Source organism: Streptomyces sp. NPDC005799 (genome assembly GCF_040630525.1).
Lineage (GTDB): Bacteria > Actinomycetota > Actinomycetes > Streptomycetales > Streptomycetaceae > Streptomyces > Streptomyces griseorubiginosus_B.
Map to the genome: position 1 here is coordinate 43993 of NZ_JBEXXQ010000036.1, position 15819 is coordinate 59811.

At 67.8% G+C, this 15819-nt stretch carries 17 protein-coding genes; all 17 read right to left on the reverse strand.

The annotated features are described in order from the left end of the window. Nucleotides 1-1215, reverse strand: coding sequence for a hypothetical protein (locus tag ABZ453_RS31095; protein WP_359020013.1), 1215 nt, complete (start codon nucleotides 1213-1215; stop codon nucleotides 1-3). Beyond that, the gene (locus ABZ453_RS31100; RefSeq protein ID WP_359020015.1) at nucleotides 1215-5654 is read right to left on the reverse strand and encodes a hypothetical protein; all 4440 of its coding nucleotides are present in this window, start codon (nucleotides 5652-5654) and stop codon (nucleotides 1215-1217) included. The genes ABZ453_RS31095 and ABZ453_RS31100 overlap by 1 nt, the downstream gene beginning before the upstream one ends. A 192-nt stretch (nucleotides 5655-5846) precedes the next feature. After that, the gene (locus tag ABZ453_RS31105; RefSeq protein ID WP_359020017.1) at nucleotides 5847-6164 is read right to left on the reverse strand and encodes a hypothetical protein; all 318 of its coding nucleotides are present in this window, start codon (nucleotides 6162-6164) and stop codon (nucleotides 5847-5849) included. Nucleotides 6165-6232: 68 nt separating this feature from the next. Then, nucleotides 6233-6640, reverse strand: coding sequence for a hypothetical protein (locus ABZ453_RS31110; protein ID WP_359020019.1), 408 nt, complete (start codon nucleotides 6638-6640; stop codon nucleotides 6233-6235). Nucleotides 6641-6680: 40 nt separating this feature from the next. Continuing rightward, nucleotides 6681-7241, reverse strand: a complete 561-nt coding sequence (locus ABZ453_RS31115; RefSeq protein ID WP_359020021.1) for a hypothetical protein — start codon at nucleotides 7239-7241, stop codon at nucleotides 6681-6683. Between the two features lie 3 nt (nucleotides 7242-7244). Further along, nucleotides 7245-7433 carry a hypothetical protein gene (locus ABZ453_RS31120; protein ID WP_359020023.1) on the reverse strand — a complete coding sequence of 63 codons (189 nt, stop codon included), beginning with the start codon at nucleotides 7431-7433 and terminating at the stop codon, nucleotides 7245-7247. Then, complete coding sequence (locus tag ABZ453_RS31125; protein WP_359020025.1) at nucleotides 7430-7651, reverse strand: hypothetical protein; 222 nt, start codon at nucleotides 7649-7651, stop codon at nucleotides 7430-7432. The genes ABZ453_RS31120 and ABZ453_RS31125 overlap by 4 nt, the downstream gene beginning before the upstream one ends. Then, nucleotides 7651-8115 carry a hypothetical protein gene (locus tag ABZ453_RS31130; RefSeq protein WP_359020026.1) on the reverse strand — a complete coding sequence of 155 codons (465 nt, stop codon included), beginning with the start codon at nucleotides 8113-8115 and terminating at the stop codon, nucleotides 7651-7653. Before ABZ453_RS31130 ends, ABZ453_RS31125 begins: the two co-directional genes overlap by 1 nt. Next, nucleotides 8112-8483 carry a hypothetical protein gene (locus tag ABZ453_RS31135; protein WP_359020028.1) on the reverse strand — a complete coding sequence of 124 codons (372 nt, stop codon included), beginning with the start codon at nucleotides 8481-8483 and terminating at the stop codon, nucleotides 8112-8114. Before ABZ453_RS31135 ends, ABZ453_RS31130 begins: the two co-directional genes overlap by 4 nt. Nucleotides 8484-8555: 72 nt before the next feature. Next, on the reverse strand, nucleotides 8556-8885 hold the full coding sequence (locus tag ABZ453_RS31140; RefSeq protein WP_359020030.1) for a hypothetical protein: 330 nt from the start codon (nucleotides 8883-8885) through the stop codon (nucleotides 8556-8558). Further along, entirely contained in the window at nucleotides 8885-9328 is a 444-nt protein-coding gene (locus ABZ453_RS31145) for a hypothetical protein (RefSeq protein WP_359020032.1), read from the reverse strand. Before ABZ453_RS31145 ends, ABZ453_RS31140 begins: the two co-directional genes overlap by 1 nt. Before the next feature lie 2 nt (nucleotides 9329-9330). After that, nucleotides 9331-9735, reverse strand: coding sequence for a hypothetical protein (locus ABZ453_RS31150; RefSeq protein WP_359020034.1), 405 nt, complete (start codon nucleotides 9733-9735; stop codon nucleotides 9331-9333). Between the two features lie 62 nt (nucleotides 9736-9797). Continuing rightward, nucleotides 9798-10706, reverse strand: coding sequence for a phage major capsid protein (locus ABZ453_RS31155; RefSeq protein ID WP_359020036.1), 909 nt, complete (start codon nucleotides 10704-10706; stop codon nucleotides 9798-9800). A gap of 125 nt (nucleotides 10707-10831) precedes the next feature. Further along, nucleotides 10832-11575: a phage scaffolding protein gene (locus ABZ453_RS31160; protein ID WP_359020038.1), complete on the reverse strand. Its 744-nt coding sequence runs from the start codon at nucleotides 11573-11575 to the stop codon at nucleotides 10832-10834. A 37-nt stretch (nucleotides 11576-11612) separates the two neighbouring features. Further along, nucleotides 11613-12629: a hypothetical protein gene (locus tag ABZ453_RS31165; RefSeq protein WP_359020040.1), complete on the reverse strand. Its 1017-nt coding sequence runs from the start codon at nucleotides 12627-12629 to the stop codon at nucleotides 11613-11615. After that, nucleotides 12629-14170 (reverse strand): phage portal protein, encoded by a 1542-nt coding sequence (locus ABZ453_RS31170; protein ID WP_359020041.1) that lies wholly within the window; start codon nucleotides 14168-14170, stop codon nucleotides 12629-12631. The genes ABZ453_RS31165 and ABZ453_RS31170 overlap by 1 nt, the downstream gene beginning before the upstream one ends. A gap of 100 nt (nucleotides 14171-14270) precedes the next feature. Continuing rightward, entirely contained in the window at nucleotides 14271-15818 is a 1548-nt protein-coding gene (locus tag ABZ453_RS31175) for a hypothetical protein (RefSeq protein WP_359020043.1), read from the reverse strand. Between the last annotated feature and the right edge of the window lies 1 nt (nucleotide 15819).

A 15819-nucleotide genomic window follows, 5' to 3' on the forward strand; every position in this document is an offset into this window, starting at 1 on the left:
CTACCTCCTTACGCCGTAGACGGCTTCTGGCATGCTGGCGATGTACTGGTTCCGCAGGTCGGTGGCCGCATCCCCGGACACGGCCGAACCCCCGCCGGCCGCCACGCCGATCCAGAAGTCCAGCGTGGTGGTCGTGTTCTTCTGAACACCACCGTTGGCGTGGGCAATGAAGGAGCGGGCCGATCCGCACGCGAACCGGTTGCCGTCCGCGTCGTTCGCCGTGGCTGTCAGGTAGCCGGATGCCGAGGTGTCGACGAAGCCCTCGGCGGTGTTGAGGCGGATCTTCAACTGGTCGGCGGCGGTGTTGCGCTGCATGTAGCCCTCGATGATGCGGGAGCCACGCCGCAGGGTGAGGTCGGTAGTGAACCTCCCGGGGCTGAGGCTCTTCGACAGGCGCAGGATGACCATCTCGGGGTCGTTGCGGAGCAGGGTGGCGGTGTCCCAGGTGTTGCCGATCTGGCCGCCGGACGAAGTGAACGGCGTCCACAGTTTTGAGTGGTAGGCGCCGCCGGTGTAGGCCTGGATGTCGAAGCTCCCGCCGCCGGTGGTGGACCAGGTGACATTGACGAGGCCGTTGGTCAGGGACCAGCCAGTCGCAGCCAGGGATACGTCGGAGCCGTACACCTCCTGGCCGCCGGTGGTGGTCACCTTGACGCGCCCGGTGAGATAGCTGGTCGGTGCGCAGGCCCAGCGGGGGCTGATGTTGGCGGGCACGCCGCGGTAGACGGTGATGGTGCCATCGGCGCCGGTGCGGGTCATCGTGGTGGGGTTGGTGCCGCCGGTGGTGTAGCCGTAGTGGCCGATCGGCGGGGCGTGCCAGCGCTCCCCCGACAAGCTGAAGTCGTTGAGGCGGACCGCGCCGGTGAGGCGGGACTGGAGGTCGGTCTCTGCTTCCGAGCCGATTCGGTCCAACGAGACTTTCCAGTCCGCGGTGACCATCTCGGTGCGGTACTCGGTGTACGTGCTGCTGCACGCCTTGACGGCGTAATAGCCGTTGCGTTCGGGCTTGTCGGTGAACGTTACCGGCAACACCTGCCCGACGGTCAGGGAGTTGATTCCGTCGTGGCGGGCGATGACCTGCGCCCGGGTGAGCGGCGGGTACGACTCCTGCCCGTCGAGGTCGAGGCTGCGGTCCCCGCCGGACTCGGTCGCGTCGAGCGTCTCCCTCAGTGGGATCCGCCCGACGGTCAGGTCACCCCAGTTGTACTGAGCCATCAGGCGCGCTCCCGGTCAAATCGGCGGAGGGCTTCCTTCATGTCCTTCACCAGCGCGTTCGCGGCAGCGCGGCGCGCGTTCGGGGAAGAGAAGTCAAAGGTGCCGCTGATGGTGATGTTCTCGATCGTGATGCTGCGCGCCCCGCTGCCGTTGACGAGCCGCTCGAAGGCGTCCGTCTGAGAGGCGGACAGCACGCGCTCCGGCCGGCCGGTGGCGTTGACGGCCATCGTCGCCCCCGGCCGGAGCAGGCCGCCGCTGTCGTACTTCGCGGCCGGCGCGAAGCCCCACTGGCTGGTGAACAAGCTGTCGTTGTAGCCGCGGGCGCTCTTGCCGTAGTGGACGCCACGGCCGCCCGACGACTCGAAGTTCACGCCGGCCAGGGTGCCCGCGGTGTGGCCCACACCCGCGTTGGTGATGCCGATCATGAATGGACTCTTCAGGTTCCGCACCCAGCCGGCGGGCCCGTTGTTCCCGACGAACGCCCCGGTCGCCCAGCGGCGGTGCGGGCGTTCCCCCCGGATGACGCTCTCGATGGCGCTCATGAACCCGGAGCAGTCCCAGCTGGGGTTGCCGTTGCCCGCCCACTGGTACGGCAGGCCGTTCTGCGTCTTCGCCCATGCCAGGGCCCGCTGTACGGCGGGGCCGCCCTTGGCCTTCTTGTCCTCGTTGCCGAGGAAGGCGAGCATGCCGTCGACGGCTTTGTTCGACAGGCCCTTCAGGAGGCTGCCGAACCCGCCGCCGGGGATACGGGCGATGAGCGGCCGGACCAGGCTGCTGAGCGCCTTCTGCGCGGCCGCCTTCAGCCCGCCGATCACGAGGTCCTTGGCCCAGTCGACCGCGCCGCCGATCGCGTTGCCGATGCCCGAGGTGACGGTGCCGACGATGCCACCGGACGCGTAATGCTGCGTCGGACCCTGGTAGCGGCGGCGTTCCTCCGACTGGGAAGGGTTGCCGCCGGTGCGGGTGGGCTTGTCCTGGCCGAGCATGGCGTCGATGCCGCGGTGGCCTCCGAGCTGAGCCACCTGCTGCTTGGACAGGATCCGCTCGCCGGGGGTGAGCATCGCGGGGACGGTGTCGCTGTTGCCGCTGCCAGGGACGACGCCACCGCGGTTGAAGCCGAGAGAGATCGCGGGGAGGGTGAGGCTGCTGGAGATCTTCCCTGCGATGGTGTTCCACATTTTGCGGAGGCCGTTGTTGTAGACGGTGCCGACGACGAACTTGATCGGGTTGCCGATCTTCGAGCGGACGCCGTCCCAGATCGTCCCCAAGGCGTTTTTGAGGTTGCTGAACGCGGTCCTCATGCCGGAGGCGAAGCCGCTGATCTTCGAACTGATCGTGTTGAAAATCCCGGTGACGGTGTTCTTCGCGCCATTCCACAGCGACGACCACGTGTTCGTGACCCACGTCTTCAACCCGGAGAACATGTTCTTGATGCCGGTCCAGGCCAGCGAAATTGCCAGCTTGAGGCCGGAGTAGAAGCTGTCCCACTTCGAGCGGACTGTGTTCCACAGGCCGTTCCACAGGTCGATGACCCACTTCTTCAGCGTGGTGAAGATCTGCTTCGTTCCTGTCCACAGCGACGTGAACCAGGTAACGATGGCATTGACCATGTCGGGGATGATCGAATGGCCGACGAGCTTGTCGTACAGCCACTGGAAGCCGTCGACGATCCAGCCGACCACCTTCTTCGCCGCATCCGCGAGATTTGTGATCCAGCCGATAACGGTGGTGACCACTGGCACGAGGATTCCCAGCGCGCCTGCAAGAGTCGTCGCCATAGACGTGGACAGCGTCACGATCAGCGGCAGCAGCGGCTGGATCACCTGCATGGCCAGCTGCAGCAGCGACACGATCAGCTGCGACAGTGGCGGGATCAGCGGGACGATCGCCGCCAGGAGTTGCGGGAAGATCGGCGCCAGCTGGCCGAGGAACATCCCGAGCATCTGCACGATCGGCACGAGTGCTGTGACGATCGGTGCGAGGCCCTGCGCCAAGGCTGATACGAGGGTCACCAGTTCCTTGCCGATGACCTGAATGACCGGGGCAATCGCCGTGATGATCGCGCCGAGTAGATCGCCGATGGGCTGCAGCAGCGGCAGCAGGGCCTGCACGAGCTGGACGATGATGGTGCCGATCTGCGAGACCACAGGGAGCAGCGCGTCGATGATCGGCGTCAGTGCCTTCCCCAGCGTGGACGCGAGCTGAGCCAGGACGGGCCCGAACTTCGTCGCCAACTCAGTGATGACCGGTGCGAGCGCGGCGAGCAGCGGCAGCGCAGCCTGAATGACCGCGCCCAGGGTGCCGGCCACGAGCTTGGCGATGGAGTTGATCGCGGTGAAGATGCTCGTGAGGGCCTTCTGTACCTCCGGCATGGAGGTGATGCGCCGTAGTTCGGAGAACACCGATCCGAGGGTGCCGAGGGCGTTGCCGCCTCCTGCTGCGGCGGCTTTGAAGATGTTGTTGAGGGTGGCGAACGCGTCCGCGAACAACTTTCCGAACTGCTTGGCGATCGTGACCGCGTTGTTGATCGCGGTGTCCATCGCCCCGGACTTGAAGGCGTTCCCGAGTTTCTTCGAGATGCTGTCGGCGACCCCGGCCGCGGCCGTGGTGAGGCGGGCGAATGCTGGGGATGCGGCGATGCTGATCTGGGTGAGCCCGGTGATGATCTGCCCGGGGATGCGGGTGAGGGGCCGCATGCCGTCGTTGAGGCCGTCGAACAGCTTCCGCAGTGCGCCAGTCTTCGCGAGCTGAATGACGGCGTTGGCCGCGTTCGTCGCTGTCTGGTTGAGGATCGTCGCGGTGCCCGTGAGGCCCGCATGCAGGGAGGGCAGGATCGCGGTGGACAGTTGCGTGAACTTCTGGCCCAACCCGGCGAACAGCGTGTTCTGGACGTCCAGCTTCAGCGAGCGCCACGCCTCCCGCTGCGCGAGGACCGCATTCACGAACGCCTGCGCGTTCGGCGCAAGGCGGGACAGAGCGTCCGCGACCTTGTTCGTGGCCAGCGCCCCCGAGTTCTGCGCCTGCGCGAGCGCCTGCGCCGCTTCCTTCGCGTTCTCCTGCGCGTCCGCGATCTGCCGCGCCCCATCGGCCGCTGCTTTCGCTGCAGCGGCCTGTGCGTCGGCGACGTCCCGTTGCGCCTTCGCGATCCGCTGCGCCCCGTCCGTCTGGGTTCGGGCCGCCTCGATCTCCGCGTCCTTGAGGTTCTGCGTCTCGTCGGAGACCTTTCGGTTGGCGTCGGCGACGTTCTGCTTCGCCTTCGTGACCTGGTCCGAGCCCTCCACGCCAGCTTTGTTCGCGGCCGCCGTCTGGTCCTGGAGCCGCTGCGTTTCCGTCTGCTGCTCGTTGAGCGCCTGGACGGCCTTGTCGTACTGCAGCTGTGCCTTGTCGATCTCCTCCTGGGAGGCGGCCGAGCCCTTCGCCTTGACCGCGGCCAAGTTCTGCTCGGCGTCCTGCAGGTCCAAGACCTTCTGCCGCTGGTCGAGTTGAGCGTCCGCGAGCCGGTTGTTGAGGTCTTCGAGTTCCTGAGCAGCGTCCTTGCGGGCCTGCGTGAGGTCCAACTGGGCTTGCTTCGCCGCCCGCTGAGCGTCGGCGAGGTCCCGTTCAGCGGAGGCCACACTCTCGGCCGCGCGGCGGTTGGCGTCGGCGACGTCCTGGACGGTGTTCTTCAGGTTCTGCTGCGCGTCCTGAATGTCGCGGGCAGCCTTGACCCGGGCAGCGGCCGCATTGACCTCCGCATCCTTCACGGCTTGCTGCGCTTTAGCGAGAGAGCGCTGCGCCGACTCCACCTGCCGGGTCGCCGTCGCAGCCGACCCGGCCGCCTTCGTGGCCGGCGCGAACGCAGCCTTGAACGCGTCACCGATCCCGCTGGTGCCGAGCTTCACCGCGGCGAACGCCGCCCCCAGTGACAGCACCGCGGGCGCGGCGAGCGCGGCAGCCGGGCCCATCTGCAGGATCGACTGCGCGAGCGACGCCAGCGTAGGCGCGGCCCCGATCGCCAGCGCAGTGAGGCTGGACAGGCTGGAAATCAGCGAACCGAGGCCGCCGGCAGAACTACCAGCGCCGCCCAAGCTGCCAAGGAAGTTGGCCCGGACGTGAACGGTGCGGTCCCGGGTGAGGATGTCCAGCCGGGCCGCCGCGTCAGCCGTGTCCGCGTCAGCATCGACGCGGACGGTACGCCGCTGGGTGAGGTTGGCGAGGTCAGCGGCCGCGACCCGGGTGTCCATGTCGGCGAGTACGTTGACCATGCGGTCACGAGTGAGGGCGTCGAGCCGGGTGATGGCCTCGGCGTCGTCGACGTTGACGAAGAGCCGGACTACGCGGTCGACGGTGAGCGCGGTCAGTTCGCCCAGTGCGGAGCCTTCGTCGATGTCGGCTGCGAGGGCGATGGTGCGGCGGCGGGTGAGCAGCGCCAGGTCGTTGGCCGCCGTGCGGGTGTCCATGTCCGCGGTGACGTTGACGGTGCGGCGCTTGACGAGGTTGTCGAGCTTGGCGATCGCGGCCTTGTCGTCGAGGTCGACGCCCACGCTAACCGTGTGCTTCGCGGCCTTCAGCTTGTCCATGGCCCGGTCGTAGCCGGACTCGTCGGCGGTGACCTCGACATATCCCTCCGCGATGCGGAACGCCCCGGCCATCTACCCTCCCTCGCCTGCCACGCTCACCCAGCCCGGGTACAGGGCCCGGAACTGCGTCAGTGAGACCTCGGTCGTCTCGCTGCTGCCGCCCGTTGTCGGGGCGGCGGTAGTGCTCGTGCGGGTTGGGGTGGTGCTGGGTGCTGCTGGCCGTTTCTCGCTGGCCTCCTCCTGGCGGGCGGCCATGACGCCTTGGTAGGCGGTCAGCCGGTAGGCGAGTGCGAAGTACCGCCGCGCGCTGAGGTCGACTTGCTCAAGGTCGATTCGGTAGATGGCGAGGAAGTCGGCGTCGATGTCGTCTTCGTGGTCGAGGACCCACATGACCTGCCCCGTGCGGTCCGCGATGGCCTCCAGCCAGTCCTGGCCGTGGATCGCGTCCAGTAGCGGGGTCAGCCACGTTGGGCTTTTCCCTTCTGGTCCTGCTTGCCGAGCGCCAGACGGATGATGATGTTGACGATGTCCTCCAGCTGCTCGTCCTCCAGCGCCTTGGACTCCTCCAGCGCCGTGTACGCGTCCTCACCGAGCACGCGGATCAGGAGCGGTGCAGTCGCCAGTTCGTGACCCACCTCAGAGGCGTGCCGCAGGTACTGGAGAGCGACGCCCCTGGGGATGTGCTCCGGGATCGTGTACTCGTCGTCGCCGATGTAGAAGAGCGGGACCCGCTCCTCTGGCACCTCGTCGTTTGCGGCGATCCGGATCGGCTCGAAGTCCAGACCGTCGGTGCCGTTGACGGGCTTGGCCGCCGCCTTCTTACGGGCGGCGGTGCCCTGACGGGTGGAACGGGTGGTGGATGCCATGGGCGGTGCTCCTCGCTACGGACAGGGTTTAGGGCGTCGATCAGCTCGTCTGATCGACCACGTGGATGGGAGTGATGCTGGACGACACGTAGTGGACCGCGAACTTCGCCGGGATCAGCGTCTGCTTGTCCTTCGTGTACGCCAGTTCCACGCTGTCGATGTTGAGGACCTTGCGGCCGATAATCCGGCGCCGGAACTGGTTCGGCGCATACCCGTCGAGGATCACCGCGAAGTAGTTCGGCTGCGTCGCCGAACTGGTCACGTTCGGGTCGTAGGACGACCAGCCCGACCCCGACGCGCTGGTGCCGCCGTTCAGGGTGAGCGACAGGTTCGTCAGCGTCGCCTCCGCCAGCGACGTCTCGATCGTGTAGTCAGCCTTCGTCAGCCGTGACCCGACCCGGAGGGTGATCTGGTCGACTTCCAGCTCGCCGTAGGTCTGGTCGGCGCCGAACTTCACACCGTCCTGGGTGCCGCCGAGGTCCGTCCATGCCGAAGCTGCGGGGGTGGTGTTGACGGCGGAGTCGGCGGGCTCGGTCGCGCCGAACGCGCCGGAGTAGAGAGTTCCCGGGCCTTGAATGAGGTTTCCGGTGTTCACCGACATGGGTCAGCTCTCCTTGCTTCCGGTCGGACCGGACTTCTTGGCGGGGTTGGCCGGGGCCGCGGTCGCGGGCGGCACGTCCTCGGTGGCGTCCTCTTCGAGGAGGAGGCCCTGCTGTTTCAGGTCGAGGTATTCGACGTCGTCGACTTCGAGCGTCTTGTCGGGCTGCATGGTGGTACGCACCTTGTGGGTCATCGGTAGTTGCTCCTCACGAGCGGGAAGGTGTGGTGGGCGTACTGCGGGTGGAAGCGGAGCTCCATGCAGTCCTCGGGGCGCAGGCTGGGCGGGCACGGGATGATGCGGACCGGCCCGGTGAGGAGGAACTCCAGCTCGCCCTTGTCGCCGTGAACGAGGGTCTTGCCGTTCCAGCTGAGGAGCTGCCCGTGCGGGGTGTCCTCTTGGATGGCCCACATCACGACGGCACCTCCGTCCACGCGATGACGAGGCCCGGGATGCTGTAGCGGGCGTACGACGACGGGTCGTCGGGGATGCGGCGGTGATCGCCGGTCGTGTACGCCGATTTCACCTGTGCCTGCGGGTAGCCGGTCGGCAGCATGACCACCTTGGGGATGGCCGGATGGTCGTAGCAGGCAGCCTGGATCGCCTCGGCCAGGCAGGCTGCCTTCCGCCATGGGGGCTTCTGTGACTGCGGGTTTGCTGCCCAGCAGTCCACGCCCATCACGGGCTCGCGCAGCGGGACGTACAAATTCGGGGTGCCGCCCGCTGTGACGAGGGTGACGAAGCCGGTGTCGGCCCACGAGATGGTGCCGTCGGCGCCGGGCTTGGGCAGGGTGGTGGCCACGATGTCGCCGACCACGGTCTTCAGCCAGGCTTCGGCGACGAGTTCGGGGGTGGCGCGCAGGGCGGGCGTGGTCATGCCATCCTCCGCTGGAACAGAGCGGGCCGCAAATATGGTTGGGCCCGGGTGCCGGGGTGGTTGACGCGCGCGACCGGGTGGTCGGCGTCGGGCCACGACAGTGCCTTCTTGTTGCGCGGGGTGATGACGTGGGCGGCGGTGCCAAGTTCCACGTCGGTCGCGTAGTTGCAGTCGAGAGAGCCGACCCGAAGGACCTTGTCGTGGACCTCGGCGCGCAGCGAGTCGTGCAGGCGGCCGGAGCGCTTCGCCACGAAGTTCTGGGCGTCGCCGAGGATGTCGCGGCCGATGACGTTCTCCAGCCAGTCGCCGATTGCGTCGTCGACGTGCGTGCGCGCGGACGGGTCGATCCGCACACCGGATCGCGCCATGGCCGCCTCCTCTCCGAAGGTGGTCTCGAGCTCGGCCGCCCGGTCTCCCCGAGCGTGTGGCCTGTTCGGTTGTCAGGTGGTGCGGCGGGCGTCGAGCCGGATGTCGACGGCCATCGCCGGATTCGTCATGAAGGAGTCGGCGTCGACGATGTACTTCACGCCCGTGCGCTCATCGAGGAGCCGGTCCTGGTCGGTGACGTCCGTTCCGGCCGGCAGCCGGACCACGGCGTACCGGACGATGCGGGGGGTGGGGTTGTCGCGGGTGGTGACCCGCCGGGTCTGCTCGATCAGCGAGGCGGGAATGCCGGTGGCGACCGGGGTATCGGTGTCCTGCTCGTCGCCGTAGGCGTCGGTGCTGGTGCCGCGGAGGATGGTCACCTTTGTGGTTGCGATGGCCTGCATCACGCCCCCCCGTACGGGGTCCACGTCATGCGTTCGTCGATTCCGTCCGACATCGGGTCGCCGATCAGCGGGCCTGCGCCCTCGATCGCTGACCTGATGTGAACCGTCCGAGAACGCATCCACGACACCCGGCGCAGTGCGCGGGCGGCCATGGGTGCGAGGACCAGGCCGTCGTCTTTGAGGCTGGTGGAGACCTGGTCTTGCTGAATCTGCGTGGCATCCAGCCGCGTCTCCAGCCCGAACTGGCCCGCAATCCACGCTGCCTGCCGGGCGACGGCCTGGCCCAGCCAGTGGAGATCCCGCAGCCGGATCCGGTCCGTGTCGGCGTAGATCCGGTTGGTGAAGATCTCGATGTCGGCCTGCGCCTGGGCAAGCTGCTGGTCCGTCACCGACACGCCCGTGGCGTTGATGACGTCCTGCGCTGTGCACCAGGCGTTGACCATGGTCAGTCGCCGCTCTTGGTGCTGGTGTCGCCGCCCGCGTCCTCGATGGCGTCCCGCGGTGTGGTCGTCTCCTGCGGGGTGTGGTCAACCGAGGCGGGCACGGTCTCGACCGAGTAGGTGAGGACGGTGGACACGCTGTCCACATGCTCGGTAGCCCCGTCGAAGCTGACATCGCCGCGCGGGTGGAGGCCGCGCTGGATCGCCTCGTTCAGGACGGCCGCCTTGTTCGCCTCGTGCGCCGCGTCGTCACCATCCGGCCAGTTCCCGGACGACACAACGAACTCCTTGACGTGCCGAGTGCCCTCGGAGCCGTCCGCGGACCGCTTGTCGACCTCGACCTCAGGCTCACCCGCCTTGGCCGGGTGCTGCTCAGCCCGCGCGTTGGTTGTCTTCTTCGTGGTCGCCATGGCTCACCTCCCTGCTGACCCGCGCCGTCCTGAGCCAAGGACGGCGCGGGAGCTGGGTGGGGTCAGCCGACGAGGATGGACGCGCCGGCCGGGTGGCCGTAGGCCCAGCCGCGGCGGGAGCGCATCTTGAGGATCGACTCGTCAGTGAGGGCGCTGAGTCCGTCGCGGCCGTCGATGAACACGGACTCGGGGCCGGAGCGGATGCCGAGCTGCATGAGTTCAGTGGAGACGAATGCCATGAGCGGCCGTCCGGTCGGCGACGCGGTCGCGACCGCAGAGGTGCGGGCGCCGAGGGACCAGCGGATCGGAACACCAAAGATGGTGTCGGGGGTGCCGTTCAGGCCCTCGATGAAGATCGGCCGGTTCTGGGTATCCAGGACGCCGCGGAGGCTCTTACGGAACGCCGGGTGGGCGATCGCAACCATCGTCGCCGGGTCGTAGTAGTCACCGACTTCGACCAGACCGATCGTCGAGGAAAACTCGGCGTAGGTCGGTGCGCCCGCGGTGGCGGCGGTGGTGATGTTGCTATCGGCGGTATAGCCGACCGTCGCGTCGGTGGTGTGGAGCAGGTTGTACAGCGACGTGAACGGCACTCCGGTGCCGGCCGCGGCGGTCACGGCGAGGCACGAGTTGTCGAGAACCTTCGCGTACGAGGTGGCCCAGTCCTTCATCTTGGTGGAGATGATGTTGGGCAGGCTGTCGTTGATGTCCTCTTCGGCGACGCGGATGGCCTTGCCAAACTTCTTGGCGTACAAGACCACTTCGTCGTTGAGGGAGACGTCCTCGCCGTATGCGCCGCCCTTGTCGACGACGTCGACGCCCATGCCCGCGCTGCGGGCGACGTGCCGGGTATCGGTGGACATCGGGATGCGGGAGGCAATGGCCTCGACCACGGACGTCTGGTTGATGCGCTGGATGACCTCGGAGCCGTACTCCTCCGGGATCCATGCCTCATAGGTGTTGCGAGCCACGGGTGCCCTCCTGCGGGCGAACGTGATGGGCGGGGTACGCGTGGCCCCATCACGGTCGCCTTCGCAAGCGGGCGGTCTGCTCCATCACGGAGCAATTCACCTGGTGATGAATATACCTGTGGGTGTCAAGCCCTGCCCAGGATCCGGGCGGCATGCAGTTCGGCCGTGGACTTCGGCTTGTCGGACACGGCAGGCTTCGGCGCCCCCGTCGGCCGCGGCTTCGGCTTCGGCTTCTCCTGCGGCAGCAGCTCCGGGTAGTCGGCCTTCACCCGGTCAACCTCTGCTTCCACGCCGAGGAGTTCGCCCTCGTCGTCCACGCTGACGGCATCCCAGTCGATCAGCTTCATCAGCCGGTCGGGCGCCGAAAAGCCCGCCTCCGCGAGTGCGGCCCGGACGCCGGCCTTCTTCATCGGCTCACGGAACCGCTTCTCGCCCTCCTCCTTCGCCTCCCGCAGCTGCTTCTCGTGCTCGGTCTCGTCGCCGCGGGCCTTCTCCTCGAGTTCGCGGGCGCGCTCCCGGTTCCGCTTGGCGTCGAGGTTGGCCTTCTTCAACGCCTCCTGGGTGCGCCGCCACTCCGCCGCGCTGGGCACATAGTCGTCGTCGCCCGGCTTCGGATCCGTCTTTTTCACCGGCGGCTTCGGCTTCGGCGCAGGTTCCGGCTCAGGGTCGGGCTCGGGTTCCGGGTCCTCGACCGGCTCGGGCTCCGGCTCGTCTTCGACGACGACGTCCGGGTCGTCGTCCTCGGCGCCTCCGGCGATGATGTGGATCGGCCGGCCGTCAGCCCGGTAGCCGAGCACTGTGCCGGGCGGCAGGCTGATGACCGGACGGCGGCGGGTGGTGGTGTGGATGCCCATCGGGTGTTCTCCCATCACGGGTGTTGTCGGCTCCCATCTCGGTCGCCGAGGGTTATGCGGCGGCCGGGAAGCGGCTGTTACGGAGTGCGGTTCGGGCGGTGGTTTCGACCGCTGGTAGCAGATCGTCGACGGTGCGGAGCAGCTCTCGGGCGGCGCGCAGGCGGACGGCGCGGGCCTCGGAGGGCCGGGCCCGGCCGTACCCGATGGACCGTTCGGCCTCGCGGCGCAAGGCCTCCGGGAAGGGGACGCCGTCCGTTCGCCAGGCGTCGCTCCACGGCAGCACCCGGCAGCGGCAGTGCGGGTGCTTCGGTGGCCCCTCGATGGCTGCGGCGCGCGGCCTACGTTGCCGCGGGTCCCAGGACAGTCCGCCCGGGAAGGGTTCGTCTGCCTTCACAACGCGGCCCGTGTACGCCAAGCACACCGTGCACGCGTCCGCCTCCGCCACCCACACCCGCAGCGGGGCCGTCGCCCGTACTACCGCATCCAGGCCCTGGTGGACTGCGGTGTTGATGACCCACGCGACGTGCGCACGGACGGCGGGCAGAGCAGCCCTGGCGGCGCCGAGCCCGGCCAGCAGGTGCGACCAGCGATCCACCCGGTCCGGGTGCAGCAGGAACATCGCCCGGTCGCGGCGCTCCACCACCATGTCCCAGATCCGGCGGCCCTCATCCCGCAGCACCCGGTCCACGGCCGGCACCCGTGGCTCGCGTCGTCGGCGCCGGGCTGCGGCCCGCACGAACGCGGCACCCTGCCTGACCCCCATGGCCAAGGCCGGGGAGAGCCCGTCAGCGAGTGCGGCCGGGGCCCGGTGGGCGACAGCGTCCAGGATGCGCTGCACCGCTGCCCGCGCTGCGGCAAGGATGCGCCGCAGTACCTCGCCTGGCACTGCCGGGCGGTCGGGGCCACCGAATGCGCGGGTCCATGCGGTGAGTGTTGTTCGGATCAGGTCCTCGAAGGTTCGGTCGCTGCCGCCCAGGGTGCGGTCGCTGATCTGGTTCTCCAGGTCGATGACTTCACCGGTGTGGTCGTCTTGGACGAGGCGTAGCAGGTCATCGCTGTTGTAGGGCATCAGCTATCCTCCTGCGCCTGCGCGAGGAGTTCGAGGTCATCGATGGCGCCTGTCATGAGCTGCTGGGCCTGATCGTTGCTGATGACGCCGAGTGCGGCGGCGGAGCCGAGCTGCTGCGCGGACGTGGCGAGGGCGGCGAGGATCTCGACGCGCCGCTGGAGTTCCGCGTCGTCGAGGCCGGGCGGGAACCATGCGTCGACCTGTTCGGCGCGGTAGCCGGCCTCCATGAGTGCCTGTTTGCGCGGGACCCCGGCGGCGATCTTCGCTTGGACGGTCTGCCACCCCTCCACTGAGGACACGGACCGGGCGGGGACCCAGTCGATGGTGACGACTGGGTCCGGGATCCCGAAGCGGCGCAGCGCGAATACGAACGCCGCGTGCAGGGAGGCTCCGTACGACGTCTGCCGGTTCTCAACCTTGGCGATGTACGGGCCGTCCTCCTCCTGGAAGGAGACACCGGAACGCTGACGGCTGGACTCGGGGTCGAACATCCTGAGGGGCGTGTCGGTGATCTGCGCCATCGCACGGATGTTGAACTGGATCGGGTCGAGGAACACGCCTGGCTGCGCGGCATCGAACTGGCCGACGCTCTTGAAGCCCCTGAGCAGCATCATCTCGCCGGGGCCGGCCTTCAGGCTGGAGTCGTCTCCGGAATCGGAGGGCCCGATGTTGGTTTCGGGGATGGGCCAGTCGCCGTCGTCGAAGTCTCCGGGCTCCAAGTCGGACGTGTCGGTGTTCGCGGTCTCGGTGAGCGCGTACCGCTGCGGGAAGCCCTGGTAGTCGACGGTGCCCATGTGGGTGGCCTGCAGCTTGGTGATGGCGTTCTGCGGGCCGTACGCGCCGTAGTGCTCTGGGGTGCCGTAGGGGCGGTCATTCCTGAAGTGGAAGCAGGGCTGCTCGCCCCAGTCGTTCTCGATCCGCCACGACTCCGGGTCTTCCGGATCGGCCAGCCACGGCTGCCAGTCGGCGGGTTGGTCGCCTCGGGAGTCCTTGCCTGTGGTCCAGCGTTCAGTGAGACCGTCGTACAGCAGCTCGGCACGCAGGTAGGGCCCGTCACACCACTTCTTGATCGTGAACCTTTTCCGGCGGGGGTTGTCCTCGTCGTAGAAGACGCGCACGGTTTGCGGGGAGTTGTAGAACATCTCAACCCGCTGGACGGCGCCCTGCTCGTCTTCGACGGGGAGGACCATCAGGTAGGCGTCGCCGTACTCGCCGGCCCGGCGGAAGAGGTCGGGGAGTTCGATGTTGAGCTGGTTGTCCTGCCAGATCTTCGAGATGAGGGTGTTCGTCTGCTCGTCGGGGCTGGTGACGGAGGCGACCTTCAGCCGGTTGGTGACAGCGTTGACGGGGGTCTTGGCGAAGTTGAGGTCGAAGTCGACGTGGTGGATGGCGAGGGCCCGGCGGATTCGGACGCTGGTGAAGACTTCGGGGACCTTGCCTTCGTAGTACACCTGCGCCTGGTCGTACTCGGGGCGGGACTCTCGGAGTTCTTCGAGGCCGTACATGAGGTCGGCGCGCGGGTCGATCGCCTCGTCATCCAATGCAACCTCCACCCTTCACCTTTGAATCGAAGGATAGACGAAGCCTTGACGCTCGACGCGCCCCTAGCTGTGACGGCGCCGCCTTCGATATGAAACCGCATCACGCATAGGGGGCCTTCGACGCCGACGGCGCCGCCTTCCTCTCAGGCGGAATGAAGCGGCGCACCGCACTCCCCACACAGTCCACGAGATCGTCGTTCGGAGCCTTCGGGAACGCGCACATCTGCTCCTCCAACTCCCGCAACCGGCGCGCATGCAGAACCCGCCCCCGCTGATACAGCCCCAGGGCACCCTCCGCCCGGACGAACTTCGGCTCGTTCTGCGAGACCGTCTTCACCTTCACCGGCATGCCGTGCAGGATCGCCTTCCACACGTCATGGCCCTGATTGACCTCCACCAGAATCAGACCGATCTGCGGCCACTCATCCAGCAAGGCCAGCACCCGCTCCCGCAACTGCTCCCCAGGCGGGATCTTCACCGCGAGCGCCTCGTGCACCGTGCACCGCCGGGTCTGCGCCGACCACGACACCACGCCCAGACCTGTGAAGTCCGAGCTGCGCTTCGCCGTGACCGCAGGGTCGATGGACAGCATCATGTGCGTGACCGAGTCCGGGCCCTCGTCACCCGGGTAGCGGAAGTCGTCCGGCGTCCACAGATCACCGTCAGCGCCCATGGGATCGTTGGCGTAGTTCTTCGCGAACGACCTGGTGTGCTCGATCGACTTGAGGTAGGCCAGCGGCCACTTCGCCGGCCATACGCTCCGCTCGTACCCGCCAATGGTCTTGATGATCGGCGGGGTGTAGTGCGCGGCGAACCCTTCGTCGCGGATCCACTCGGCTGTCTCCACACCGCGCGCGTGCTTCACGAGACTGTGCACGATGCTTCCCGGCATCGTCACGGTGCCGGAGATCACGACGCGCGCATACACGTTCAGCGGCAGGATCGCGTCGACGAGGGTGACCCGACGTTTCCTCGCGAGGTCGGGCGAGTACGACGACTCGTCGGGCTCGATGTCGTCACACAGGATCAGGTCAGGCCGCCGCTCGCCCACTTTCATGCCGAGGTTCGAGGAGTCGATGCCGCGGGCAGCGAACACGAACCCGGACTTGGCCATGTACATCGACTGCGTGTCCGCGACGCTCCCGCCGGACGGGCGCTTGGCCGGTGCGCACAGGTCCGCGTAGTCGCGGCGCAGGACGTCGTTGTGGTCGATCTCCTTCTTGAAGCTCGCGAGGTGCGTCTCGGCCTGCGTGGCCGATGCGGCGAACGCAGCGGCGAAGCGGACGTGCCCGTGCGCTGCGGCCCACATCGGAAGGATCAGGAACCACCACGTCGACTTGCCCATGTTGCGGGGGGCAATGTAAGCGTCCCGGTTCTCGCTGGGACTGGCCGGTGGCCGTACCCAGCGGCGGGCGGCACGGCACCAGTCGAGGTGCGCATCCCCGAACGTGATTCGCCCTTCCTCGTCTTTGAGGTGGTGGCGGAGGTAGACAAGGGCGAAAAGGAGGGGATCGAGACGGGTGAGGGTGCGCCGGCCTTCCGGGTCGGCGAGGAGCCGCGGGTCGAAGCGGGCGAGGTAGGCGTGGAGGTCAAATGTCTCGGCGTCGAGCCCGTCGAGGTATCCGGCGACCGGGGGTGCGGTGGTCACC

Excerpts from the sequence above, each read along its gene's own strand:
- ABZ453_RS31095 (WP_359020013.1), bottom strand. The coding sequence starts at position 1,215 with ATGGCTCAGTACAACTGGGGTGACCTGACCGTCGGGCGGATCCCACTG.
- ABZ453_RS31100 (WP_359020015.1), bottom strand. The coding sequence starts at position 5,654 with ATGGACACCCGCACGGCGGCCAACGACCTGGCGCTGCTCACCCGCCGC.
- ABZ453_RS31105 (WP_359020017.1), bottom strand. The coding sequence starts at position 6,164 with ATGTGGGTCCTCGACCACGAAGACGACATCGACGCCGACTTCCTCGCC.
- ABZ453_RS31110 (WP_359020019.1), bottom strand. The coding sequence starts at position 6,640 with ATGGCATCCACCACCCGTTCCACCCGTCAGGGCACCGCCGCCCGTAAG.
- ABZ453_RS31115 (WP_359020021.1), bottom strand. The coding sequence starts at position 7,241 with ATGTCGGTGAACACCGGAAACCTCATTCAAGGCCCGGGAACTCTCTAC.
- ABZ453_RS31120 (WP_359020023.1), bottom strand. The coding sequence starts at position 7,433 with ATGACCCACAAGGTGCGTACCACCATGCAGCCCGACAAGACGCTCGAA.
- ABZ453_RS31125 (WP_359020025.1), bottom strand. The coding sequence starts at position 7,651 with ATGTGGGCCATCCAAGAGGACACCCCGCACGGGCAGCTCCTCAGCTGG.
- ABZ453_RS31130 (WP_359020026.1), bottom strand. The coding sequence starts at position 8,115 with ATGACCACGCCCGCCCTGCGCGCCACCCCCGAACTCGTCGCCGAAGCC.
- ABZ453_RS31135 (WP_359020028.1), bottom strand. The coding sequence starts at position 8,483 with ATGGCGCGATCCGGTGTGCGGATCGACCCGTCCGCGCGCACGCACGTC.
- ABZ453_RS31140 (WP_359020030.1), bottom strand. The coding sequence starts at position 8,885 with ATGCAGGCCATCGCAACCACAAAGGTGACCATCCTCCGCGGCACCAGC.
- ABZ453_RS31145 (WP_359020032.1), bottom strand. The coding sequence starts at position 9,328 with ATGGTCAACGCCTGGTGCACAGCGCAGGACGTCATCAACGCCACGGGC.
- ABZ453_RS31150 (WP_359020034.1), bottom strand. The coding sequence starts at position 9,735 with ATGGCGACCACGAAGAAGACAACCAACGCGCGGGCTGAGCAGCACCCG.
- ABZ453_RS31160 (WP_359020038.1), bottom strand. The coding sequence starts at position 11,575 with ATGGGAGAACACCCGATGGGCATCCACACCACCACCCGCCGCCGTCCG.
- ABZ453_RS31165 (WP_359020040.1), bottom strand. The coding sequence starts at position 12,629 with ATGCCCTACAACAGCGATGACCTGCTACGCCTCGTCCAAGACGACCAC.